This is a genomic window from Streptomyces sp. SLBN-118 (genome assembly GCF_006715635.1).
In the GTDB taxonomy this organism is placed as follows: domain Bacteria; phylum Actinomycetota; class Actinomycetes; order Streptomycetales; family Streptomycetaceae; genus Streptomyces.
The window spans coordinates 1,791,296-1,815,794 of the sequence record NZ_VFNP01000002.1; the positions used below are offsets into that span (position 1 = coordinate 1,791,296).

The 24,499-nt window shown below is 69.1% G+C and carries 19 protein-coding genes; 8 read left to right on the forward strand and 11 right to left on the reverse strand.

The annotated features are described in order from the left end of the window. Positions 1 to 23: 23 nt before the first annotated feature. The 3 genes from FBY35_RS26835 to FBY35_RS26845 are packed head-to-tail and all read right to left on the reverse strand — an operon-like array spanning position 24 to position 3,110. Positions 24 to 866 (reverse strand): ABC transporter permease, encoded by an 843-nt coding sequence (locus FBY35_RS26835; protein ID WP_142216542.1) that lies wholly within the window; start codon positions 864 to 866, stop codon positions 24 to 26. Then, positions 863 to 1,837: an ABC transporter ATP-binding protein gene (locus FBY35_RS26840; RefSeq protein ID WP_186357154.1), complete on the reverse strand. Its 975-nt coding sequence runs from the start codon at positions 1,835 to 1,837 to the stop codon at positions 863 to 865. Before FBY35_RS26840 ends, FBY35_RS26835 begins: the two co-directional genes overlap by 4 nt. Positions 1,838 to 1,874: 37 nt before the next feature. After that, the gene (locus FBY35_RS26845) at positions 1,875 to 3,110 is read right to left on the reverse strand and encodes an NYN domain-containing protein (protein WP_186357072.1); all 1,236 of its coding nucleotides are present in this window, start codon (positions 3,108 to 3,110) and stop codon (positions 1,875 to 1,877) included. Between the two features lie 242 nt (positions 3,111 to 3,352). Between FBY35_RS26845 and FBY35_RS26850 the strand changes: the two genes are divergently transcribed. Beyond that, the gene (locus tag FBY35_RS26850; RefSeq protein ID WP_142218185.1) at positions 3,353 to 3,532 is read left to right on the forward strand and encodes a hypothetical protein; all 180 of its coding nucleotides are present in this window, start codon (positions 3,353 to 3,355) and stop codon (positions 3,530 to 3,532) included. A 94-nt stretch (positions 3,533 to 3,626) separates the two neighbouring features. On the opposite strand, the gene dnaE is transcribed toward FBY35_RS26850, so the two are convergent. After that, a complete protein-coding gene (dnaE, locus tag FBY35_RS26855) occupies positions 3,627 to 7,169 on the reverse strand; it encodes a DNA polymerase III subunit alpha (RefSeq protein ID WP_142216545.1) in 3,543 nt (1,180 codons plus the stop codon). Positions 7,170 to 7,339: 170 nt separating this feature from the next. Here dnaE and FBY35_RS26860 point away from each other — a divergent pair, with 170 nt between their 5' ends. The 5 genes from FBY35_RS26860 to FBY35_RS26880 all read left to right on the forward strand — a co-directional run bounded on the left by FBY35_RS26860 (position 7,340) and on the right by FBY35_RS26880 (position 13,978). Next, positions 7,340 to 8,686, forward strand: a complete 1,347-nt coding sequence (locus FBY35_RS26860) for a DUF2252 domain-containing protein (RefSeq protein WP_142216546.1) — start codon at positions 7,340 to 7,342, stop codon at positions 8,684 to 8,686. Between the two features lie 36 nt (positions 8,687 to 8,722). Further along, on the forward strand, positions 8,723 to 9,409 hold the full coding sequence (locus FBY35_RS26865; protein ID WP_142216547.1) for a hypothetical protein: 687 nt from the start codon (positions 8,723 to 8,725) through the stop codon (positions 9,407 to 9,409). Between the two features lie 43 nt (positions 9,410 to 9,452). Further along, positions 9,453 to 10,274: a DsbA family protein gene (locus FBY35_RS26870; RefSeq protein ID WP_142216548.1), complete on the forward strand. Its 822-nt coding sequence runs from the start codon at positions 9,453 to 9,455 to the stop codon at positions 10,272 to 10,274. Between the two features lie 782 nt (positions 10,275 to 11,056). After that, positions 11,057 to 12,709 (forward strand): alkaline phosphatase, encoded by a 1,653-nt coding sequence (locus FBY35_RS26875; RefSeq protein ID WP_142216549.1) that lies wholly within the window; start codon positions 11,057 to 11,059, stop codon positions 12,707 to 12,709. 345 nt (positions 12,710 to 13,054) lie between these two features. After that, complete coding sequence (locus tag FBY35_RS26880) at positions 13,055 to 13,978, forward strand: zinc metalloprotease (RefSeq protein WP_142216550.1); 924 nt, start codon at positions 13,055 to 13,057, stop codon at positions 13,976 to 13,978. Between the two features lie 42 nt (positions 13,979 to 14,020). Here the strand turns inward: FBY35_RS26880 and FBY35_RS26885 are convergent, their stop codons facing one another. Next, positions 14,021 to 14,599: a dienelactone hydrolase family protein gene (locus FBY35_RS26885; protein ID WP_142216551.1), complete on the reverse strand. Its 579-nt coding sequence runs from the start codon at positions 14,597 to 14,599 to the stop codon at positions 14,021 to 14,023. A gap of 46 nt (positions 14,600 to 14,645) precedes the next feature. Here FBY35_RS26885 and FBY35_RS26890 point away from each other — a divergent pair, with 46 nt between their 5' ends. Continuing rightward, the gene (locus tag FBY35_RS26890; RefSeq protein ID WP_142216552.1) at positions 14,646 to 15,770 is read left to right on the forward strand and encodes a mechanosensitive ion channel family protein; all 1,125 of its coding nucleotides are present in this window, start codon (positions 14,646 to 14,648) and stop codon (positions 15,768 to 15,770) included. A 65-nt stretch (positions 15,771 to 15,835) separates the two neighbouring features. Here FBY35_RS26890 and FBY35_RS26895 read toward each other — a convergent pair whose 3' ends face one another. The 4 genes from FBY35_RS26895 to FBY35_RS26910 all read right to left on the reverse strand — a co-directional run bounded on the left by FBY35_RS26895 (position 15,836) and on the right by FBY35_RS26910 (position 19,136). Then, on the reverse strand, positions 15,836 to 16,309 hold the full coding sequence (locus FBY35_RS26895; RefSeq protein ID WP_142216553.1) for a GNAT family N-acetyltransferase: 474 nt from the start codon (positions 16,307 to 16,309) through the stop codon (positions 15,836 to 15,838). Continuing rightward, a complete protein-coding gene (locus tag FBY35_RS26900) occupies positions 16,306 to 17,247 on the reverse strand; it encodes an RluA family pseudouridine synthase (protein WP_142216554.1) in 942 nt (313 codons plus the stop codon). Before FBY35_RS26900 ends, FBY35_RS26895 begins: the two co-directional genes overlap by 4 nt. Positions 17,248 to 17,264: 17 nt before the next feature. Beyond that, entirely contained in the window at positions 17,265 to 17,825 is a 561-nt protein-coding gene (gene lspA, locus FBY35_RS26905) for a signal peptidase II (protein WP_142216555.1), read from the reverse strand. 165 nt (positions 17,826 to 17,990) lie between these two features. Then, the gene (locus FBY35_RS26910; protein WP_142216556.1) at positions 17,991 to 19,136 is read right to left on the reverse strand and encodes a TraR/DksA C4-type zinc finger protein; all 1,146 of its coding nucleotides are present in this window, start codon (positions 19,134 to 19,136) and stop codon (positions 17,991 to 17,993) included. A gap of 570 nt (positions 19,137 to 19,706) precedes the next feature. On the opposite strand from FBY35_RS26910, the gene ileS reads away from it, so the two are divergent. After that, entirely contained in the window at positions 19,707 to 22,877 is a 3,171-nt protein-coding gene (ileS, locus tag FBY35_RS26920) for an isoleucine--tRNA ligase (protein WP_142216557.1), read from the forward strand. A 145-nt stretch (positions 22,878 to 23,022) separates the two neighbouring features. Here the strand turns inward: ileS and FBY35_RS26925 are convergent, their stop codons facing one another. Further along, positions 23,023 to 24,093: a DivIVA domain-containing protein gene (locus tag FBY35_RS26925; RefSeq protein WP_142216558.1), complete on the reverse strand. Its 1,071-nt coding sequence runs from the start codon at positions 24,091 to 24,093 to the stop codon at positions 23,023 to 23,025. Positions 24,094 to 24,147: 54 nt separating this feature from the next. Then, entirely contained in the window at positions 24,148 to 24,438 is a 291-nt protein-coding gene (locus tag FBY35_RS26930; protein WP_142216559.1) for a YggT family protein, read from the reverse strand. Positions 24,439 to 24,499: the final 61 nt, after the last annotated feature.

Here is a 24,499-nt window from a genome sequence, read left to right on the forward strand (position 1 = left end):
GCCAGGCGTCCCGGGTCAGTGCCTCACCGGACTGCCGCCCGCCGGTACGCCCACGTGGCGACCGTCAGCGAAACGACACCCACGGCCGCGCAGACGGCGAGGTCCAGTCCGACGACCGCCCAGTCCGGGCGCGCGTCGAAGGTCCGGGCGAGCGCCTCGACTCCGTAGGTCGACGGTAGGAGATCACGGGCGTACGAGATCGGCCCGGGCAGCCGGCCGGCCGGCAGCACACCGAGGAGCAGCGCCGCGGACATGCCCAACTGCCCCAGCAGCGTGGCCAGTTCCTGTCGCGGTGCGAGCAGTCCGAGCGCCGCGCCGAGGCCCGCGAGGGCCGCGCCGGCGAGCGGGACGACTGCGGCGAGCACCCATAGATGGGTCAGTGGCAGCTGGAAGAGGACGCTGCCCGCGACCGCTGTGACGACCGTGCCGGGCACGGTGAAGGAGGCGTACGCACCGGCCGCGCCGAGCACCACCGCGGCGGGCGGCACCGGCAGCGTGGCGTAGTGGTCGAGGCCGCCGCCGGCCCGCAGCTGTCCGAAGTACTGGGCGAGAAGGTTGAGTGCGACAAACGCGACGACGAGGACGCTCGATCCGGCGACGACGGCCCGCGCTTCGGCGCCTCCGTCGACGACCCCGCGCATAAGGACCATGATCCCGATCGACTGGAAGGTCGCCACGAAGAGCAGCGGGATCCGGGCGACCCGGGCCCTGGAGAGCTGCGCGCGGTACACGGCACCGAGCGCGGGCAGCAGCCGCGCCCGCGGCGCGAGGGGCGCTGCGGCCACGGCCGGGGCGACACTCGTGGTCCTGACCTGCCGGGCTTGTCCGGAATGCCCGGACACCGCCTCCGCGGGCACGGTGCTCACGCCTTGACCAGCCCCTTCGTCGCGTTCCCGCCGAGCGCCAAGTACACATCCTCCAGGCTCGGCGCGGCCAGTGTGAAATCGTCGAGCGCCGCGAACGCCGCGCCGCCGGTCACCGCGGCGACCGCCGCCCGTGCCTCGTCCGGCGCGAGCCTGAGCACCCACCGGCGCCCGGACTCCTGTGCGGATGCGCGCAGTGCGGCGACTTCGGGCACGTCCAGCGGCACCCGCTCGCGCCACACCAGCTCGACGCGCACCTCGCCCGCGATCCGTTCCTTCAGCCCGGTCGGGGAGTCGCAGGCGATGACGCGGCCTCGTTCCAGCACGGCGACCCGGTCGAGGACCGTCTCGGCCTCGATGACGTTGTGGGTGACGAGCAGCACGGTCGCCCCGTTCTCCGCCCGGCGCCGGTCGACGGCGGCCCACACGGCGCGCCGTGCGACGGGGTCCATCCCGGTGGTCGGCTCGTCCAGTACCAGGACGGGCCGCTCGCCCACCAGCGTCGCCGCGAAGCAGGCCAGCCGCCGCTGTCCGCCGGAGAGTTTCTTCAGGGGACGCGCCGCGAGCTCGGTCAGCCCGAGCTCCTCCAGGACGGCGTCCCGCTCGGCCCGCGCCTGCCGCGTGGGCAGTCCGCGCAGCCGGCCGGTCGTCTCGGCGGCGAGTGCGACGGTCAGGTCGTCGAGGGCGGTGGATTCCTGCCCGAGATACCCGATGAGCCGGGACGCCCGCTCGGGGTGGCGTACGAGATCGTGGCCCAGCACCTCGACGCTGCCGCTGTCCGGCCGCATCAGGCCGGTGAGCTGTCGTACGAGAGTGGACTTGCCCGCACCGTTGGGTCCGAGCAGCCCGAAGATCTCGCCGCGCCGCACCTCGAGCGAAATCCCGTCCGTGGCGCGCACCTCGGGTGTCCCGGGGGTACCACGGCGAGCGCGCGCGGCGGGGTACGTCTTGACCAGATCCCGCACCGCGCACACCGTACTCACAAGGGACGAGCCTACGGGGTCGGCGGGGCTATTCCGCCGCGGGGGCGTGTTCCGCGGCCGCCCGTACGTCGATCTCGCGCCAGAATCCGGCCCGGATCGCATAACGGTCGTGCTCGTCGATCTGGTCGTCCTTGTGCGCGAGAAGCCCGAAACGTGCCGCGTACCGCAGCAGTTCGCCGTCGATACGGTGCGGGATCCGCGGGTACATGGTGGACAGTTTCTGCACATGGCCGGCCTCCGGCAGCCGTTCCATCCAGCGCCGGGCGAAGACCTGTCCCACCTCGAAGGGGTCGCCGCCGACCGTGGTGATGTCCTCTTCGCGGTCGGCCCAGCGCTGCTCGGCGCTGGTGAGCTGGGCCAGCGTCGGCAGCGAGGCGGTCTCTGGCGGCTCGCCCACGGCGCCGGCGCCGGGCCGCTCGACCCATCCCTTGTCGGAGGACCAGCGCAGCGTTGCGCTGGTGGGGTGAGGTGAGGAGTTCTGGCCGGGGCCGCGCAGGCCCGCCAGGTCCTTGGGGGTGGGGACGCCCTTGGCGGCGGGGGGTCCGGGCTCGGAGCCGTTGTCCGAGGGGGTGGGCTGTGAGCCGTTGCGCGCGGCGTCGGCGGCGCGCTCCTGCGGGGCCGCGAGCGCCGACTCGGGGAGCGGAGCGGAGAGAATCGCGGCGATTTCCGGGCGGGGCGCGGGCGAGGGGGCGCAGATACCGGTGAACTCCTTGGCCCGTACGGCACCGGTGATCCAGGCGCGGTCGAGCACGCGGCGCTCGTCGGCCTCGGCGACCAGGTCCTCCGACTGGTTGTAGTCGCCGTCGGCGGCCTGCACCGCCCAGAGGTGGACGGCGACGCCGTGCTCCTTGGCGGACATCAGCCCGGGCAGCAGGTCCCCGTCCCCGGTCACCAGGACCACATCCGAGCACGCGCGATTTCTGGCCAGTTCGGTGAGTTCGGCGTGCATGGCCGCGTCGACCCCCTTCTGCGCCCAGCGGCCGTCGCTGCGGGTCAGTGCGCCCAGCCGGACGGTCACTCTGGGCATCACGCGCAGTCGCCGGTGCTCGGGCTGCGGTACGCGGTCCGGGGCGCCGTCGAACCAGTAGATGCGCAACAGCGGGCGTTCCGTATCGGCTTCGGCGAGTTCGCGCAGGCCCTGGATGAGGGCGGCATGGTCGACGGTGATTCTGGAACGCGCCGGTTCCCCGGCCAGCAGGCTCGCGGCGGCGCCCAGCAGATATCCGGCGTCCACCAGGACAACGCAGCGGTCCACGCGTTCCACCCTCTTTCGGGAACTTCGGGATCGGGGAAGGGTCCGGATCGGGGATTGTTCCGGGTTTCCTTCGAGTCTGCCCGACCACGGGAGGGTTAACGGCCGGAACTCGATCATCGGCGTGGCGTATCCCGGACCCGCGCCAGGGCAACGCCCTTTACGCACCGTAGTGATCCAAAATGCGACGGTTAGTCTGGTATGTGAATCTGATCGCGGCCCTGGCCCCGAGATCCCCCCCAGGAGGTATCACCATGGCCAAGAACAAGAATCGCAAGCAGGGCGGTCAACAGGACCGCGCCTCGGCCGCCGAGCGCGGAGGCGAGCAGGCCAAGTCGACCGCGTACGAGTCGCATGCGCAGCCCCAGTCGCAGGCGCAGGGCAGCCCCGCCGATGTCGCGCGTAAGCACCAGCGGCGCTTCGGGCACAACTGATCTGCCGTAAAGCCACAAGGGGCGCGCCCGTGACGACGGACGCGCCCCTTTGCGTATGGCCAAGGCGTGGGCGGTGGCGGTGGGCAGGACGGGCCTACCCGGCCAGGCAGGACGGGCCGAGCAGCACCTTGAGATCCCCGAAGAGCGCCGGGTCCGGCTGCACGCGGTGCCGGTCGAGCCGGAGCACCGTCGTCTTGCGGGGACCCTGAAGCTTGATCCGCACCTCGGTGTTGCCCTTGTGGTGGCTGAGGATCTCGCCGAGCCTGCTGACCATCGGCGGGGTGACCTTCACCGTCGGGATGGTGACCACCACGGGAGCGTTGGTCCCGGCCGAGGAGAGGTCGGGGACCATCAGCTCCATGGCGACGAGCCGGGGGATGTCCTCGCGCTTGTCGAGCCGCCCCTTGACGAAGACCACAGTGTCCTCGACGAGTTGGGTCGACACCAGCTGATACGTCGCCGGGAAGAACATGCACTCGATGGAGCCCGCCAGATCCTCGACCGTGGCGATCGCCCAGGCATTGCCCTGCTTGGTCATCTTGCGCTGCAGGCCGGAGATGATGCCGCCGATGGTGACCACCGCGCCGTCCGCGTGCTCACCGCCGGTGAGCTGGGAGATCGCGGCGTCCGTCTTGTCGCTCAGCACATGTTCGATGCCGAAGAGCGGATGGTCGGAGACATAGAGACCGAGCATCTCGCGCTCCTGCGCGAGCAGATAGGACTTGTCCCACTCGATGTCGGAGAACTCGACGTCGAGCCCGAAGCCCGGCTCGTCGGTTGCCTCGTCGCCCATCCCGCCGAACAGGTCGAACTGGCCCTCGGCCTCCTTGCGCTTGACCGCGACCACGTTGTCGATCATGGGTTCGTGGTGGGCGACCAGTCCCTTGCGGGTGTGGCCCATCTCGTCGAAGGCGCCGGCCTTGATGAGCGACTCGACGGTCCGCTTATTGCAGACCACGGCCTCGACCTTGTCGAGGAAGTCGGGGAAGGTGCTGTACTTCCCCTTGGACTTGCGGCAGCGGATGATCGAGTCGACCACGTTCGTCCCGACGTTGCGCACGGCGGAGAGACCGAAGAGGATCACGTCGTCGCCCTGGGCCGCGAAGTTCGACTGCGACTCGTTCACATTGGGCGGAAGCACCTTGATGCCCATGCGGCGGCACTCGTTCAGATAGACCGCGGACTTGTCCTTGTCGTCCTTCACCGAGGTGAGCAGCGCGGCCATGTACTCGGCCGGGTAGTTCGCCTTGAGATAGGCGGTCCAGTAGGTGACCAGGCCGTACGCGGAGGAGTGCGCCTTGTTGAAGGCGTATCCGGCGAAGGGGACCAGCACGTCCCACAGGGCCTGGATCGCCGCGTCGCTGAAGCCGTTCTTGCGGGCGCCCGCCTGGAAGATGCCGAAGTTCTTCGCCAGCTCTTCGGGCTTCTTCTTGCCCATCACGCGGCGCAGAATGTCGGCCTCGCCGAGCGAGTACCCGGCGACGATCTGGGCGGCCTTCTGCACCTGCTCCTGATAGACGATCAGGCCGTAGGTGAGGCCGAGCGTCTCCTTCAGGGGCTCTTCGAGCTCCGGGTGGATCGGCGTGATCTCCTGGCGGCCGTTCTTGCGCTCCGCATAGTTTGTGTGCGAATTCATGCCCATCGGGCCCGGCCGGTACAGGGCCGAGACGGCGGAAATGTCCTCGAAGTTGTCGGGCTGCATCTGGCGCAGCAGCGAACGCATCGGGCCGCCGTCGAACTGGAACACACCGAGCGTGTCACCGCGGCAGAGCAGCTCGAAGGTCTTGGGGTCGTCCAGCGGGAGGTCGAGCATCTCCAGCTTGACGCCCTTGTTGGCCTCCACCATCTTGACGGCGTCGTCCATGATCGTGAGGTTGCGCAGGCCCAGGAAGTCCATCTTGAGCAGGCCGAGCGACTCGCACTGCGGGTAGTCCCACTGCGTGATGGTCACACCGTCGGTGTGGCGCACCCAGACCGGGGCGTGGTCGACGATCGGCTCGCTCGACATGATCACGCCGGCCGCGTGCACACCCATCTGCCGGACCAGGCCCTCGACGCCCTTGGCGGTGTCGATGACCTTCTTGACGTCCGGCTCGTTCTCGTACATCCCACGGATCTCGCCGGCCTCGCTGTAGCGCGGGTGCTTCGGGTCGGTGATGCCGCTGAGGTCGATGCCCTTGCCGAGGACATCGGCGGGCATCGCCTTGGTGAGCCGGTCGCCCATGGCGTACGGGTAGCCGAGGACACGTGCCGAGTCCTTGATCGCGTTCTTGGCCTTGATCTTGCCGTATGTGCCGATCATGGCGACCTTGTCGGAGCCGTACTTCTCGGTCACGTACCTGATCACTTCGACGCGCCTGCGCTCGTCGAAGTCGATGTCGACATCCGGCATGGAGACGCGCTCGGGGTTGAGGAACCGCTCGAAGATCAGGCCGTGGGTGATCGGGTCGAGGTCGGTGATGCCCATGGCGTACGCGACGATCGAGCCTGCCGCGGAGCCTCGGCCGGGGCCCACCGCGATCCCGTTCTTCTTGGCCCACATGATGAAGTCGGCGACCACGAGGAAGTAACCGGGGAACCCCATCTGGATGATGATGTCCATCTCGTAGTCCGCCTGCTTCTGGCGGTCATCGGGGACACCGGCGGGATAGCGGCGGTTCATGCCGCGCCGCACTTCCTCCTTGAACCAGGTGACCTCGGTGTAGCCCTCTTCGGGGATCTCGAACTTCGGCATGAGGTCGCGCTTCTCGAACATCCCGGTGGTGTCGATCTGCTCGGCGACCAGGAGGGTGTTGCGGCAGCCCTCCTGCCAGGCGTCCGAGGAGTCCACGGCGTACATCTCGTCGGTGGACTTCAGGTAGTAGCCGGTGCCGTCGAAGCGGAAGCGGTCCGGGTCCGAGAGGTTCTTGCCGGTCTGGATGCACAGCAGCGCGTCGTGGGCCGTGGCCTCGTGGGCGTAGGTGTAGTGCGAGTCGTTGGTGACGATCGGCGGGATGCCGAGCTTCTTGCCGATCTCCAGCAGGCCGTCGCGGACCCGGTGCTCGATCTCGATGCCGTGGTCCATCAGTTCCAGGAAGTAGCGGTCCTTGCCGAAGATGTCCTGGTACTCGGACGCTGCCTTCAGCGCCTCGTCGAACTGGCCGAGGCGCAGCCGGGTCTGGAGCTCGCCGGAGGGGCAGCCGGTGGAGGCGATGAGCCCCTCGGACCACTGGGCGATGGTCTCCTTGTCCATGCGGGGCCACTTCTGGAGCCAGCCCTCGGCATACGCGTCCGAGGAGAGGCGGAACAGATTGTGCAGACCGGACCTGTTCGCCGCCCAGATCGTCTTGTGGGTGTAACCACCCGAACCGGAGACGTCATCCCGCTTCTGATGGGGCTGACCCCACTGGATCTTCCGCTTGTTGCGCCGGGATTCGGGGGCGACATACGCCTCGATACCGATGATGGGCGTGACGCCCGCCTTGGTCGCCGAGTGGAAGAAGTCGTACGCCCCGTGGAGGTTGCCATGGTCGGTCATGGCGATGTGCGTCATGCCCATCTCGTTGCAGGCCTCGAACATGTCCTTGAGCCGCGCGGCACCGTCCAGCAGGGAGTACTGGGTGTGGACGTGAAGGTGCGTGAAAGGCGGCTTGGTCACGGTGGAATGCCTCCGGAGAAACGGTCGGTGACAGGCTGCGGGCAGTCTGGGGGAACAGCGTGGAAGTCTACGTCCTGGCACTGACAGTCGGCGGGCACTCCCGAGTACGGTCATCCGTTGGAGGAGACGGAACCCCGTCCCTTTTGTCATGCACCAGGAGGCACCAAGCGATGTCGGTACCGCGATCCGCCGAGGTCACAGCTGAAGAGCGCGGCGAGCAGATTCTCGCCGTCTTCGAGACCGCCTTCGGCCAGCTGCTGGCGGCCGACCCCGCTGCCTTCCGGGTGAAGTTCCGGAAGATGGCCGCGTCGGCGTTCGCGTTCTACCGGGGCACCGCCTGCCTCTTCTACAACGACCTGGAGCGGGAGCAGCACGGCGGCCCGTTCCTCGACGACCGCACCGGCCGGGTGTGGATCCACGGCGATCTGCACGCCGAGAACTTCGGCACGTACATGGACGCCAACGGACGGCTGATCTTCAACGTCAACGACTTCGACGAGGCGTACGTCGGCCCCTTCACGTGGGACCTCAAGCGGCTGGCCGCGTCGCTGGCGCTGATCGGCTACACCAAGGCGCTCAGCGACGAGCAGATCACCGAGCTGGTGCTGGTCTTCGCCGCCGCCTACCGCGAGCGCATCCACGCCCTGGCCACCGGCGCCAAGAACGACGAGGTGCCCCCGTTCACGCTGGACACCGCCGAGGGCCCGCTCCTGGACGCCCTGCGCGACGCCCGCTCGCTGACCCGCTTCTCGCTGCTCGACTCGATGACCGAGATCCGTGACTTCGAGCGCCGGTTCGCGCCGGGCGGCGGCTCGATCGAGCTCGACGCGGCCACCCGCTACAAGGTGCTCGCGGCCTTCGACGGCTACCTGGAGACGCTGCCCGAGTCCAGCCTGACCCGGCCCGACTCGTACCGCGTCAAGGATGTCGTGGGCCGGCGCGGCATCGGCATCGGATCCGCGGGCCTGCCCTCCTACAACATCCTGCTGGAGGGCAACAGCGACGCCCTCGAGAACGACGTCGTGATCTATATGAAGCAGGCGCAGACTCCCGCGGTCTCCCGCCACATCACCGACGCGAGCGTGCGGGAGTACTTCCAGCACGAGGGCCACCGCACGGTGATCTCGCAGCGCGCGCTCCAGGACCACGCCGACCCGTGGCTGGGCTGGACCGAACTGGACGGCGCCGGTCAGCTCGTGGCCGAGGTGTCCCCGTACGCGGTGGACCTGGACTGGTCGGACATCGACGACCCCGAGGAGATCGCGGCGGTCGTCGGCGACCTCGGCCGGGCGACGGCGACGATGCACGGCGCGGCGGACTACGAGAGCGGCCACTCGCTGGTGCCGTTCTCGACGGAGCGGGCCATCGACGCGGCGATCGCGGCGGACGAGGAGGGCTTCCCCCAGCTGCTGGTCGAATTCGCGCACAGCTACGGCGCACGGGCGCGGGCGGACCACCAGATCTTCGTGGACCTCTTCCGCAACGGTCGCATTCCGGGACTGCAGGTCGTCCTTTAGGAGTCCCTCACAGGGACGCATGGGACACTCCCGGTGATGGACGTATCAGGGATGCAGCTCAGGGCGCTGCGGGCGGCGATCTTCACGGCACTGGTCGTGACGCTGTCCGCGGCGTCCCATGTGCTGCTCTCCCGGGTTCCGCTTCCGCTCACCACCGTCGCCGGACTTTCGGCGGGCGTCTTCGCTGTCGCGTACGCCCTCTCCGGCCGGGAGCGCGGCTACTGGCGGATCGCGAGTCTGCTCCTCCCGCTGGAACTGGCCGCGGACACCGTCTTCACCACCGGTCAGGACGTCTGTTACGGCCCCGGCGGGGGCCCGGTCGCCGGGTCGCTGCGCTCGGTGGGCTTCGATGTGCTCTGCGGAAGCAGTGTCGGCACAGCGCTGCCCGGTGTCGGCGGCCCCGACCACGGCGCTGCGGCGGCCATGCTGCACTCCGCCAACCCGGCCCTGCCCTGGCTGCTGCTCGCCGCGCATCTGTCGGTCGGACTGCTGGCAGCGGCCTGGCTGCGGCGCGGCGAGTCCGCGCTGGCCGGGCTCGTACGGGCGGTGGGCGGGTTCGCGTTCCGGCCGCTGCTGCTGGCGGGGGCGGTGGTGGTCACGGCAGACCGGTCCCTGCGCCGCGCCGTACGGCCGGCGCTCCGCCCCGGCACCTCCCGCACCCGCCTGCTGGTGCACTCCGTCGGACGACGGGGACCTCCGCGCTCGGCAGCAGTCTTCGCCTGAGCACGCAGTCCCCCCTTTTCCATGTCAAACGGAGTGAATCAGTATGAGTGCACGTAACAGCCAGGCCAACAAGGCGGCAGCCCGCGAGCGGCTGCGCCAGGAGCGAGAGCGCCAGGCCAAGAAGGAAAAGACCCGCCGCCAGTTCGTCGTCATCGGCTCGACGATCCTGGTCCTCGCGATCGCCGGCGGTGTCGGTTACGCGATCATGCAGTCCAACAAGCCGACGCACTGGGAGTCGGTGACGGACGCGAAGAACATCACCGCGCCGAAGAACACCTCGGGCGAGAACGGCACGACCGTCGTCCTCGGCAAGGCGTCCGCGAAGAAGACGCTGGAGCTGTACGAGGACTCGCGCTGCCCGGTCTGCGCGAGCTTCGAGCAGGCCGTCGGCCCGACGGTGAAGAAGGACATCGACGCCGGAAAGTACAAGATCAAGTACATCGGCGCGACCTTCATCGACGGCAATAAGTCGATCAACGGCGAGGGCTCGAAGAACGCGCTGAGCGCCCTGGGGGCGGCGCTGAATGTGAGCCCGGAGGCGTTTGCCGAGTACAAGACGGCGCTGTACTCGAAGGCGTTCCACCCGGAGGAGACGGACGACAAGTTCTCGAAGGACTCCTACCTGCTCAAGATCGCCGAGACTGTGCCCGCGCTGAAGGGAAACAGCGAGTTCAAGAAGAACGTGGAGGACGGGACGTTCGACGCGTGGGCGATGAAGATGTCGGACACGTTCAACAAGAGCGGGGTCGGGGGCACGCCGACGCTGAAGATGAACGGCAAGAAGGTCACGGCGGAGGGATCGGACAGCCCGCCGATGACGGTGGAGCAGTACAACGCGGCGATCGCGAAGGCGCTTCAGGGCTGAGCGGGGCTCGGTTGGGGGCCGGCGGCCGGTTGGCGCCGGCCCCGAACCCGTTCCGGAGCGGGTGTTCGCGGCGCCTGGCCGCGTAACTGGGGCGTGTTTCAGGGGTCTCGCCTGCCCCGCGCCGTCTGGCACGCACTCCCGCGTAGCCCTTCGGGCACGGCAGGAGCCCCCCTGCGGTGTCGTCGCCAGTTGCCCGAGTACGCCCTGTACCGGGGGGATCCTCCGCCTTGCGATTGCCCGCAGCAGACGCCGGACCCACCCCGCGGGCATACGGCGCCACTTCCAAAACACGCCCTCGCGCCCGTGAATGAGCGCTCACGCTGCGAAGCCCGCGCCGGTCACGCACCGCCCGTCCCCCCAGACCTCGTCCGGGGGAGACCGCCTCGGGCCTGAAGTTCAGCCCGTCCGAGGTTTGAGGACATGCGGCCGAAGGTCGCGTCCAGGGGTCTGGGGGCCCGATGCGGCGGAGCCGCAAAATGTCCTGGCGGGATGGGGTACCTCCTACGGCCGCAAGGCTGTAAGGCGAGAGCGGGCAGAGGGGCAACGCCCGCCGCAGGCGCACCGCACCGCCCCGCACCCCGTCCCCCTGCGCCGCGTAGCCCGCACCTCCCAGGAGTACAGGGGACCCCGGTTCAGGAATGGGACGAGGCGAGGGAAACACCCCCTTCGCCCCACTACGGCCAACACCCCCGTTACCCCTCCCCAACCACCAGGCGAACATTCCCCAATCCCCCTCGCATCCGCTCTTCCATTCGAGCTACCGATCAGTAGTCTGATCGGCCGTGACCAGTAGACTCTCCTCAACTCCCAGTCGCCGCACGGTCGTCAAGGCCGCTGCCGCCACCGCTGTCGTCGCCGCGCCCGCCCTCGCGGTCGCCGCCTCCGCCGCTTCGGCCTCCGCCGCCGAAGGCCCGGCGTTCCTGCACGGCATCGCTTCCGGGGACCCGCTGCCCGACGGCGTGCTGCTGTGGACGCGCATCACTCCCACTCCGGACGCCGTGCCCGGTTCCGGCAAGGGCCCGGACACCGCGGTGAGTTGGGAGGTCGCGGAGGACAATGCCTTCACGAAGGTCGTCGCCCGTGGCGCCACGACCTCGAAGGCCGCCTCGGACCACACCGTCAAGGTGGATGTAAGGGGCCTGCGCCAGGCCACCGCCTATTACTTCCGCTTCACGGCCGACGGCAGCGTCTCCCCCGTCGGACGCACCCGCACCGCCCCCGCCACCGATGCCTCGACCCCGGGCGTCCGCTTCGGTGTGGTCTCCTGCGCCAACTGGGAGTCCGGCTACTTCTCGGCGTACCGCCATCTCGCCGCCCGCAGCGACCTCGACGCGATCCTCCATCTCGGCGACTACATCTACGAGTACGCCACCGGCGGCTACCCCGAGCCGAAGTACGTCGTACGCCAGCACTCGCCGAAGAACGAGATCATCACGCTCGCGGACTACCGCACCCGGCACGCCACGTACAAGACGGACGCCGACCTGCAGGCGCTGCACGCCGCGCACCCGGTCATCGCGATCTGGGACGACCACGAGTTCGCCAACGACGCCTGGTCGGGCGGCGCGGAGAACCACACGCCGGGCACCGAGGGCGACTGGGCCGCACGCGCCGCGGCCGCGCGCCAGGCGTACTTCGAGTGGATGCCCGTACGCGCGTCGACCGAGGGCACGGTCTACCGCCGACTGCGCTTCGGCAAGCTCGCCGATCTGCATCTGCTGGACCTGCGCTCCTTCCGCTCGCAGCAGTCGAAGGTCGGCAACGGCGGCGTGGACGACCCGGATCGCTCGATCACCGGCCGCGCCCAGCTGGACTGGCTGAAGTCCGGTCTGGCCGCTTCGGACGCGTCCTGGAAGCTGGTGGGCACCTCGGTGATGATCTCGCCGGTGGCCTTCGGCTCCGTACCGGCCTATCTCCTGGAGCCGATCGCGGAGTTGCTGGGCCTGCCCAAGGAGGGCCTCGCCGTCAACGTCGACCAGTGGGACGGCTACACGGACGACCGCAAGGAGCTGCTCGGGCACCTGACCCGGCGCGGCATCAAGAACACGGTCTTCCTCACCGGCGACATCCACATGGCGTGGGCGAACGACGTGCCGGTCAAGGCGGCGACGTATCCGCTGTCGGAGTCGGCCGCGACCGAGTTCGTGGTGACGTCGGTGACCTCCGACAACCTGGACGACATCCTCCATGTCGCGCCCGGCACCATCTCGCTGGTCGCCTCCGCGGCGGTCAAGGCGGCCAACCGCCATGTGAAGTGGATCGACATGGACAACCACGGCTACGGCGTCCTGGATGTCACCGCCGAGCGCTCGCAGATGGACTACTACGTCATCTCCGACAAGACGCAGCAGGGCGCGACCACCAAGTGGGCCCGCTCCTACCGGACCCTGTCCGGTACCCAGCACGTCGAGCGGGTCGACCGGCCGGTGCGCTGACCATCGATTTCAAGCCACTTGGCGCCCCGTTACACACAGATCACGCCATCAGGCGGGTGGTGTTAATTCGCCATCCGAATCCGGACACACCACCCGCCTTGGTAACCGCGTGTGTTACCAGCCCATCTCAAAGTCTGGGCCTGGCTGAAAGATTTCGCCCCGATGCCCCAATTGATCTACGGATTGATTGGGCTTGATCGATTCTCATTGACGTCTGGCATGCGCACGTAATCTCCCGGCAGTGGCGAGGAAGTCACCTCGCCCCACCCCCCGCTAGGAGTCGACGTGCTCACGCTTGCCCGAATATCTCCCCGTTTGCGCAACCGTTTCATCAGTACCGCGGTCATGGCCGGAACTCTCGTACTGTCCCCGCTCTCCGCACCCGCAGGGGTCGCCGCCGCCAAGGCCCCCGCGCAGAACTGCGCCGACACCGCGAGCGTTTCCGCCAACGCCCGTGAGGCCAGGCCCGGAAGCCAGCACGCAAACGAGCCCAACGAAGTGACCGCCACCCAGGCCAAGGCCATGGACGCGGACATGCGCAAGAGACTCGACAAGGCCCGCGCCACCGGCGATGCGTTCACGGCGGCCGCGGCGACCAACATCCCCGTCTACTTCCACGTCGTGCACAGCGGAACGACCGGCAAGCTCACCGCGACCGACGTCAGCAACCAGATGGCGGTCCTCAACGCCGCGTACGCAGGCCAGGGCACCGGGAACACCGACTCCTCGTTCCAGTTCTCGCTGGCCGCCACGGACTACACGGACAACGCCTCCTGGTACAACCTGACCTCGGGCTCGACCAACGAGAAGGCGATGAAGACCGCGCTGCGCAGGGGCGGCGCGGGCGCCCTCAACATCTACACCGCCAACCTCGGCGGCGGCCTGCTCGGCTGGGCGACCTTCCCGAGCTCGTACAACTCAAGCCCGAGCATGGACGGTGTCGTCATCCTCGACACCTCGCTGCCAGGCGGCTCCGCCGCCAACTACGACGAGGGGGACACCGCGACCCACGAGGTCGGCCACTGGATGGGGCTCTACCACACCTTCCAGGGCGGCTGTAACGGCAACGGCGACTACGTCTCCGACACCCCGGCCGAGAAGAGCGCCGCGTACCAGTGCCCGACCGGCCGCGACTCCTGCGTCAACAAGACGGGCGTCGACCCGATCCACAATTTCATGGACTACACGTACGACTCCTGCATGTACCAGTTCACCGCCGGCCAGGTGCAGCGGATGAAGGACAGCTGGACCGCCTACCGGGCGGGCTGACGCCGGGCTGCCCGCCGCACCCCGCGGCGGGCAGCACCCTCCCTAGTCCTGTTGCAGTGACTCCAGGAAGCCCAGCGCCACCCGCCAGGTCTGCTCCGCCGACGCCTCGTCGTAGTCGGGCAGTTCAGGGTCCGTGTACAGATGCCCGGCGCCCGGGTAGCGGTAGATCTCCACATCCGCGCCCGCCCGCTGCATCTGCAGATACCAGGCGCTCAGCCAGTCGTGAGGCTCGAACGGGTCGGGGTCCGCGACATGCAGCTGTACGGGCAGTTCGTCCACGCTCGCGCCCTCGGCGATGTCGGACGTGCCGTGCAGAAGCAGCAGCCCGCGCGCCTTCTCATCGCCCATCGCGAGGTTCTGCGCAATCGATCCACCGAGCGAGAAGCCCGCGTACACCAGCCCCTCGTCCGAGTACGGCGCGGCGGCCGCGATCGCCCGGCGCAGCAACTCGTCCGTGCCGATTTTGTCCTTGAGTTCCCTGCCCTCCTCCACGGAATCGACGGTTTGGCCGTCGTAGAGGTCGGGCACGTGAACCTGGTGCCCGGCTTCGCGCAACCTGTCGGCCGCGGCGAGAACGGCCGGGCGCAGACCGTAGACCGAATGGAAGAGCATGATGTTCATTCGGACATCCTGCCAGTTCACATCAATGCCGGAGTCATTCGGAGTCATGGAGAACGCACTGCGCCCGTTGACCGTCCTTGGCGGCTCGGTCATGCTCACGCTGCTGCTCGGCTGGGGGCTCGACCTGCTGCTGCGCCGGGTGGACGGCCGGCACCCGGAGACCCCGCTGTGGGGTCTGCTGCGCCGCTGCGGGCCGCCGTTCCAGGTCGTGATGCTCACCGCGCTGCTGCGGGGGAGCTTCCAGGAGACCGGATGGCAGCCCATCGAGGTCCACGAAGCGGGCATCGGTCATATGCTGTCGCTGGTGCTCATCGGCGCCGGGGCCTGGCTGGTGACGCGGATCGTCTCCGCCGTCGTCGAGTCCACGTACGCCCGTTACGCCTCCTCCACCCGCGATCCCGCCCGCGTGCGGCGCGTGCGTACGCAAGTCACGCTGATCATGCGGATCGTCATCGCAGTCGTCACCGTGGTGGCCATCGCCGCGATGCTGCTGACCTTTCCCGGCATGGAGAAGCTCGGCGCCTCGATGCTGGCTTCCGCGGGCATCATCGGCATCGTCGCCGGTGTCGCCGCACAGTCCACGCTCGGCAATCTCTTCGCCGGCTTTCAGATCGCGTTCGGCGACATGGTGCGGATCGGCGACACCGTGGTGGTGGACGGGGAGTGGGGTGTGATCGAGGAGGTCACGCTCACGTTCCTCGCCGTACGCACCTGGGACGAGCGGCGGATAACGATGCCGGTGTCGTACTTCACCGGCAAACCGTTCGAGAACTGGTCGCGCGGCGGGGCCCAGATCACCGGGACGGTCTTCTTTCATCTCGACCACTCGGCGCCCGTGGGTCTGATGCGCGAGAAGATGCAGGACATCCTCGGCGAGTGCGAGGCATGGGACGGCCGGGACTGGAGCCTCGCGGTCACCGACACCACACCGACCACGATCCAGGTGCGCGCGGTGGTCACGGCGAAGGACGCGGACGACCTCTGGACGGCGCGGTGCACGGTACGGGAGCAGATGATCGCCTGGCTGTCGGAGAAGCATCCCTACGCACTCCCGCGCGTCGCGACCTCGCCCGCCCCGCGGGACAACTCGTCCCCTTCGTCCCCCCCGCCCGACGAGCCGCACGAGCCGGACGAGGACGGCACCAACCGGCCGCGCACGGGCCGCGGTTGACAACAAGGCGCTGTGCGCGAAGTCCCGCGCGGCGCGCGGGACTTCGCGCCCTGGGGCGGTAGAGGCTACAGCCCGCGCCGCATCGACCGGTGACCGATCCCCGCGTCCAGGAACTCCGCCCCGTACGCCACGTACCCCAGCCGCTCGTAGAACCCCAGCGCCTGCGTCTGCGCGTGCAGATCCACCGCCGCCAGCCCCCGCTCCCGCGCGGCATCCTCGATCGCCCGTACCAGAGCCACCCCGACGCCCAGCCCGCGCGCCGCCCGGGTCACCGCGAGCCGTCCCAGCGAACCCACCGAGGCATCGCCGCCGGTCCTGTCCGCCGCGGCCGGTCCGTGGAGCAGACGTCCCGTGCCGAGTGGCACCCCGCCCTCCCCGACGGCCAGCACATGCACCGTGTCCGCCTCCTCGGCGTCGAGGGCGTCGTACTCGATCTCCTCCGGCACACACTGCTCGACGACGAAGACTTCCTTGCGGACCGCGAAACAGGCCTCACGGTCGGCCGGGCCGACCGCCACCCGCACCTGGTAGGTGGTCATTCACTCTCCGCCGTGATCTTGTCCAGCGCCGCCTGCAGGTCCTGCGGGTACGAGCTCTCGAACTCGACCCACTGCCCGTCCGACGGGTGCTCGAAGCCGAGGCGGACGGCGTGCAGCCACTGCCTCGTCAGCCCCAGCCGCTTCCCGAGCGTCGGGTCCGCGCCGTAGGTCAGATCGCCCACGCAGGGGTGTTTGTGCGCCGCCATGTGCACCCGGATCTGGTGCGTACGACCGGTCTCCAGCTTGATGTCCAGCAGTGAGGCGGCCCGGAAGGCCTCGATGAGGTCGTAGTGCGTGACGGAGGCCTTGCCGTCGGCCGTCACGGCCCACTTGTAGTCGTGGTTCGGGTGCCGGCCGATGGGTGCGTCGATCGTGCCGCTCAGCGGGTCCGGGTGGCCCTGGACCAGAGCGTGGTACCGCTTGTCCACGACCCGGTCGCGGAATTGCGCCTTCAGCAGGGTGTACGCCCGCTCCGACTTGGCGACGACCATCAGTCCGGACGTACCGACGTCGAGGCGGTGCACGATGCCCTGCCGCTCGGCTGCGCCCGAGGTCGAGATCCGGTAGCCCGCCGCCGCTAGGCCGCCGATGACCGTGGTCCCGGTCCAGCCGGGGCTCGGGTGCGCGGCCACGCCGACCGGCTTCACGATGACGACGATGTCCTCGTCGTCATGCACGATCTCCATGCCCTCGACCGGCTCGGCCACGATCTGCACCGGCGCCGGCGCCTGCGGCATCTCGACCTCGAGCCACGCACCGCCGTGCACCCGCTCGGACTTTCCTACCACCGAGCCGTCGACCTGCACCTTTCCGGCGGCTGCCAGGTCGGCCGCTTTCGTACGGGAGAACCCGAACATCCGGGAGATGGCGGCGTCGACGCGCTCGCCCTCAAGGCCGTCGGGTACGGGCAGGGTGCGGATCTCGGGAACTGTACTCACCCGTCGAGTATGCCCTGTCAGTCCTTGTGGACGGTCCCGTCGGGGTCCAGGCCCTTGAAGGACAGGATCACAATGAGGAACCCGCCGCAGACGATCGCGGAGTCGGCGAGGTTGAAGACGGCGAAATGCGCGGGCGCGATGAAGTCGACGACCGCGCCCTCGAAGACGCCCGGGGAACGGAAGATCCGGTCGGTGAGATTGCCGAGCGCGCCCCCGAGCAGCAGCCCGAGCGCGATCGCCCACGGCAGGCTGTAGAGCTTGCGCGCCAGCCGGGCAATCACGATGATCACGGTCGCCGCGATGCAGGTGAAGATCACGGTGAAGGCCTCGCCCATGCCGAAGGCGGCGCCGGGATTGCGTACCGCTTCGAACTTCAGCAGATCGCCGACGACCTCGATCGGCTCGTGGTGCTCCAGCTTGGCCACCACGATCATCTTGCTGACGAGGTCGATCAGGTAGGCCACGACCGCCACCCCGAAGAGCACGGCGATCTTGCGCCTGCCCTTGGGCTGCTCGGCGGGCGCCGCAGCCTCGCCGTCAACATCTGGCGTACCGATGATGCGCTCCGCCTCTGCCACGTGAGTCCCTCAACCTAGGTGCCTGACTGAGCACGAGCGTACGGCACACACGTACGGAGCCTGAGGGCCGAGGCCAGGTCCGGCCGAGCTCCGGGCCCTGCCGGCGGATCCAGCCGGGCCAGCGGCCTGAGCGACCGGACAGGGCCTGGCGGGGCGCAGCCGGGCCTAGCCGCGTCGTTCCTGCTTCTGCTTGTCCTCGACGCAGAGCGTCGCGCGCGGGAACGCCTGCATCCGCGCCTTGCCGATGGGCTTCCCACAGATCTCGCAGAGGCCGTACGTCCCGGCGTCGAGGCGCAGCAGCGCACGCTCGGTCTGCTCCAGCATCTCGCGCGCATTCGCGGCGAGCGCCAGCTCGTGCTCGCGCGTGATGTTCTTCGTCCCGGTGTCGGCGTCGTCGTCACCCGCGCCGTCCCCGGAGTCCCGCATCATCCCGACCAGCGCCTCCTCCGAGGTGCTGATCTCGTTGGCCAGCCGGATCATCTCGCCCGCCAGCTCGGCGCGCGCCTCGGCGACCTCCTCGGGGGTCCACGGGTCCTCGCCGGGTCGTACCGCGAGCTCACCCGGCGGTGTCGCGGCCACTGTACGGGCCGTGGGCAGCGCTGCCGCGCTGGTGTCCGCGGCGGATGCCCCACCCGCGGTCTTCTTCGCTCGCACCGTGCTGGCTCCTGTCTGCTTCGCGGCCTTGGCCGCCCCCTTGGCCGCGGGCGCGGCCTTCTTCGTTGCCTTTTTGGCCACGGCCTTCTTGGCCACCGTCTTCTTGGACGCGGCCTTCTTCCCAGGCGCCTTCTTCGCCGTAGGCTTCCCGGCCGTCACTGCGGTCGTCGTCTCGTCCACGGCCGTCGCCTTCTTCGCGCTCGTCTTCTTGGCGGGCGCCTTTTTGGCGCTCGCCCTGGCAGTTGTCTTGGCAGTCGTCCTGGCGGTCGTCTTCTCGGCCGCAGCCTTCTTGGCGGTCGTCTTCTCGGCCGCAGCCTTCTTCGCCTCGGCCTCAGCCGTGGACTTCTTGGTGGCCGTCGTCCTGGTCGGGGTCGCCTTCTGCGTCGCAGTGGCCTTCTTCGCGGTGGCCTTGGCCGCGGCCACCTTCCTGGCGGATGCCTCCGGCTCCGCGACCGCCGACACCTTCCTCACCGTCGCCGTGGCAGCCGACGCCTTCTTCGGCGCCTTCGCCGACGTCTTCCTGGCGCCCTGCTTCCCACTGCCTGCCGCGGCCTTCTTCGCCACGGTGCTCTTCTTCCCGCTCGTATCCTTGGCCGCCGCTCCAGCGGCGGTGGATCGTGCGGACCCCGTCTTCCCGGCGGTCTTCTTCGCCACCATGGCCGCGGCCCCTTCACATATTGTGATCTTGCTCGCGAATCGTGCTGGGACGATAAATCGACCCAGGCCCCGCGGCAAACGGGCCACGCCGCCGCCCAGCCCACCCCGGCCCGTGACAAGGCGAACCTGCATCCGTTGTGCCCAGCTCCCCGCCCCGTAACCGCCAGGAAGCGGCAGCCGGACTCCTTCGGTCCGCGTGGAGGCATTCGGGTCAACCGCGCAGCTCGCGAACGACCCGGCGGACGGCCCCGTGAAAACCGGTCGGCCTCCCGTCGAAGGGGCCCGTACACTGGGCGCAGCGAAAGGCGTGGATGGGGACCAGTAGCGTCGTACGCAGCCATGAGCGACCCGGGGACGGTGAGAGCCCGGGGGCGAGCGCGAGGCGAAGCATCACCCCTGAGCCGCCGGAAGAAAGCCCGCGGAGCGTTCCGGGGTGACTAGACCCGGCATCGCGACCCCAATGAGGGGGCTCACCGGCCACCGCCGGCGGGCCAAGGAGGGTGGTACCGCGGGAGCACACGCTCTCGTCCCTCCGACGGCACAGACTTTGTCCGTTGGAGGAGTTCGTCGATGACACCGCCGCAGTACCGTCAGGTACCCGCCCAGGTCGATCTGCCCGCGCTCGAGCATGCCGTGCTCGACTTCTGGCGCGAGGCAAAGGTCTTCCAGAAGAGCCTCGATCAGTCCGAGGGCCGCCCCGAGTGGGTCTTCTACGAGGGCCCGCCCACCGCCAACGGCATGCCCGGCGCGCACCACATCGAGGCCCGTGTCTTCAAGGACGTCTTCCCGCGCTTCCGCACGATGCGCGGCTACCACGTCGCCCGCAAGGCCGGCTGGGACTGCCACGGCCTGCCGGTCGAGCTCGCCGTCGAGAAGGAACTCGGCTTCTCCGGCAAGAAGGACATCGAGGCGTACGGCATCGCGGAGTTCAACGCGAAGTGCCGTGAGTCGGTGACCCGGCACACGGACGCGTTCGCCGAGCTGACGGACCGCATGGGCTACTGGGTCGACCTCGACGACGCGTACCGCACCATGGACCCCTCCTACATCGAGTCGGTCTGGTGGTCGCTGAAGGAGATCTTCAACAAGGGCCTGCTCGTCCAGGACCACCGCGTCGCCCCCTGGTGCCCCCGCTGCGGCACCGGTCTCTCGGACCACGAGCTGGCGCAGGGTTACGAGACGGTCGTGGACCCGTCCGTCTTCGTCCGCTTCCCGCTGACCTCCGGCCCGCTCGCCGGCGAGGCCGCGCTGCTGGTCTGGACGACGACCCCCTGGACCCTGGTCTCGAACACCGCCGTCGCCGCGCACCCCGACGTCACCTACGTCGTCGCGACGAACGGCGAGGAGAAGCTCGTCGTCGCCGAGCCGCTGCTGGAGAAGGCGCTCGGCGAAGGCTGGCAGACTACGGGCCGGTCCTTCACGGGCGCGGAGATGGAGCGCTGGACGTATCAGCGCCCCTTCGAGCTCGTGGCCTTCCCGAGCGTCAGCGAGGGAAGCAATGGGCACAGCCCCGCCCCCGCCCACTATGTCGTCAACGCCGACTACGTGACGACCGAGGACGGTACGGGCCTGGTCCACCAGGCCCCCGCTTTCGGTGAGGACGACCTCAAGGTCTGCCGCGCGTACGGGCTGCCGGTCGTGAACCCGGTCCGCCCCGACGGCACCTTCGAGGAGGAGGTCCGGCTGGTCGGCGGCGTGTTCTTCAAGAAGGCCGACGAGACGCTCGTGCCCGATCTGGAGTCCCGCGGCCTGCTCTTCAGGCACGTCCCGTACGAGCACAGCTACCCGCACTGCTGGCGCTGCCACACCGCGCTGCTCTACTACGCGCAGCCGTCCTGGTACATCCGCACCACCGCCGTCAAGGACCGTCTCCTCGAGGAGAACCAGAACACCAACTGGATCCCGGACTCGGTCAAGCAGGGCCGGTTCGGCGACTGGCTGAACAACAACATCGACTGGGCCCTGTCCCGTAACCGCTACTGGGGCACGCCGCTGCCGATCTGGCGCTGCGAGGACAACCACCTCACCTGCGTCGGCTCGCGCGCCGAGCTCGGCGAGCTGACGGGCACGGACCAGTCTGCGCTGGACCCGCACCGTCCGTTCATCGACGAGGTGACCTTCGCCTGCCCGACCTGCCAGAAGACGGCGACGCGCGTCCCCGAGGTCATCGACGCCTGGTACGACTCCGGTTCGATGCCGTTCGCGCAGTGGGGCTACCCGTACAAGAACAAGGAGCTCTTCGAGAAGCGCTACCCGGCGCAGTTCATCTCGGAGGCCATCGACCAGACGCGTGGATGGTTCTACACGCTGATGGCCGTCGGCACGCTCGTCTTCGACAAGTCGTCGTACGAGAACGTGGTCTGCCTCGGCCACATCCTCGCCGAGGACGGCCGCAAGATGTCCAAGCACCTGGGGAACATCCTTCAGCCGATCCCGCTGATGGACCAGCACGGCGCGGACGCGGTGCGCTGGTTCATGGCGGCCGGCGGCTCACCGTGGGCGGCGCGGCGCGTCGGCCACGGCACGATCCAGGAGGTCGTGCGCAAGACGCTCCTCACGTACTGGAACACAGTCGCCTTCCAGGCCCTGTACGCGCGCACGTCCAACTGGGCGCCGTCCACGGCCGATCCGGCCCCGGCACAGCGCACGGTCCTGGACCGCTGGCTGCTGAGCGAACTCAACGCGCTGGTGGACCAGGTCACTTCGGCCCTGGAGTCTTACGACACCCAGCGCGCCGGAAAGCTCCTGTCCTCGTTCGTCGACGACCTGTCCAACTGGTACGTGCGCCGCTCGCGCCGCCGTTTCTGGCAGGGCGACCCGGCCGCGCTGCGCACGCTCCACGACGTCGTCGAGACCGTGACCCGGCTGATGGCCCCGCTGACCCCCTTCATCACGGAGCGGGTCTGGCAGGACCTGGTCGTCCCGGTGACGCCGGACGCCCCCGAGTCGGTCCATCTGTCGACCTGGCCGGCCCCCGACCTGGACGCCGTCGACCCCGGCCTGTCCTCCCAGATGGCGCTGGTGCGCCGCCTGGTGGAACTGGGCCGCGCCACCCGCGCGGAGTCCGGGGTCAAGACGCGCCAGCCGCTGTCCCGGGCCCTGGTCGCGGCGGCGGGCTTCGAGTCCCTCTCCCCCGAACTGCACGCCCAGATCACCGAGGAGCTCAACGTCTCTTCCCTGGCGTCGCTTTCCGAGGTCGGCGGCTCGCTGGTCGACACGACGGCCAAGGCGAACTTCCGTACCCTGGGCAAGCGGTTCGGCAAGGGCGTGCAGGACGTGGCCAAGGCGGTGGCCGCGGCCGATGCGGCGGCCCTGTCCCTGGCGCTGCGCTCGGGCACTGCGACCGTGTCGGTGAACGGCGAGGAGGTGACCCTCTCCCCGGAGGAGGTCATCATCACGGAAACCCCGCGCGAGGGCTGGTCGGTGGCATCCGACTCGGGCGCGACGGTAGCGCTGGACCTGGAGATCACTCCGGAACTGCGGCTCGCGGGCCTGGCACGTGACGCGATCCGGCTGATCCAGGAGGCCCGCAAGAACAGCGGCCTGGACGTCGCGGACCGTATCGCGGTGAGCTGGTCGTCCACGGACCCGTCCACGACCCAGGCCCTGACCGAACACGAAGGCCTGATCGCGGACGAAGTTCTGGCGACGAGCTTCACGACCACCCCGGCGGACGACGCCTTCGGCACCCCGTTCGAGGACGAGGGCCTGTCCCTGACGTTCCGCCTCCGCAAGGTGTAGACGCACGAGCGAAGGGGCCCGGGCATCGGCTCGGGCCCTATTGCTTTCCCCACCCCCGCGCACAAAAAGGGCCGGGCCCGGGACAGATGTCCCGGGCCCGGCCCTCAGCCTGCCGACGGCTACGCGCGATTCGCGCGGCCCGCCGTCAGTTGTCGTCCTCGTCGATCAGAAACCCACGCATCGGCGACGGCGCCTGCTGCATCGGCTGCGGCGCCTGCGGCCGCACCGGTGCCATCGGCTGGGTCATGGCCGGGGACATCTGCTGCTGGCCGCCGTACGACGGTCCACCGCCCATGGACTGGTTGCCGCCCATGGACTGGCCCATCGACGGGTTGCCGCCCATGGTGTGACCCATCGCACCCGCACCGGCCGGAGCCATCGACGGCGACGGCGGCAGCGAAGCGGTCGCGGGTGCCCGCGGCGGGGCGAGCGAGTCGTCGGCCTGGGTCTCCAGCTGCCGCAGCTGCGACTCCAGGTACGACTTCAGCCGCGTGCGGTACTCGCGCTCGAAGCCCCGCAGGTCCTCGACCTTGCGCTCCAGCGTGGCCCGCGCGGACTCCAAGGAGCCCATCGCGACGCGGTGCTTCTCCTGGGCGTCCCGCTCCAGCGCGTCCGCCTTGGCGCGGGCGTCGCGCTCCAGGCCCTCGGCGCGGCTGCGGGCCTCGCCGACGATCTTGTTGGCCTCGGAACGGGCCTCGGCGATCGCCTGGTCGGCGGTCTGCTGGGCCAGTGAGAGCACGCGCGCGGCACTGTCGCCGCCGGGGCCCTGCTGCGGCATCTGCGGACCGTGTCCGCCCATGGGGCCGCCCATCGGGCCACCCATGGGACCGCCCTGCATCGGGCCGTGCGGTCCCTGCGGACCGTGACCACCGGGGCCCGGGGGCAGCTGCGGAGCACCACCGGGCAGCTGGGGCGGACCCATCTGCGGGGGCTGCTGCTGGACGGGCGGTCCGGATATGGCGGCGGGTACCGGTGCACCCGGCCCCCGGCCGTCCTGCGGCTCCGGCGGTTTACGCATGCCCTGCTGCTGGTTCTGCGCGGCCGCACGAGTCGCCGCGGCCAGCTTGGCGCGCAGGTCCTCGTTCTCGCGGAGCAGGCGGGTCAGCTCGGACTCGACCTCGTCGAGAAAGGCATCGACCTCGTCCTCGTCATAGCCTTCTCGGAGGCGGACAGTCGTGAACTGCTTGTTCCGCACGTCCTCGGGAGTCAGCGGCATCTCTACTTCACCTCTACGTAGTCGTCGGCAGTCGGCAAGACCGTATCGCTCACATCAGTTCCCCACGCCGTTCACGACGGAGATCAGAATGTAGACGATGATCATCAGAACGAAGAAGGACAGGTCGAGTGCCACGCCCCCGAGACGCAGCGGCGGAATGAACCGCCGCAGAAGCTTGAGCGGTGGATCGGTGACAGTGTAGGTGGCCTCAAGAACGACCACCATCGCCTTACCGGGTTGCCATGAGCGCGCGAACTGGAAGACGTAGTCCATGACCAGCCGGAAGATCAGCACGACGAGGAAGCACACCAGCGCGATGTAGACCACATCCAGCGTGACGCCCATCTCCGTGCTTCCCTCTCCCCTGGCTCTCGTGTCTACCGGCCTTGCGGCCGGGTCGTTCCCG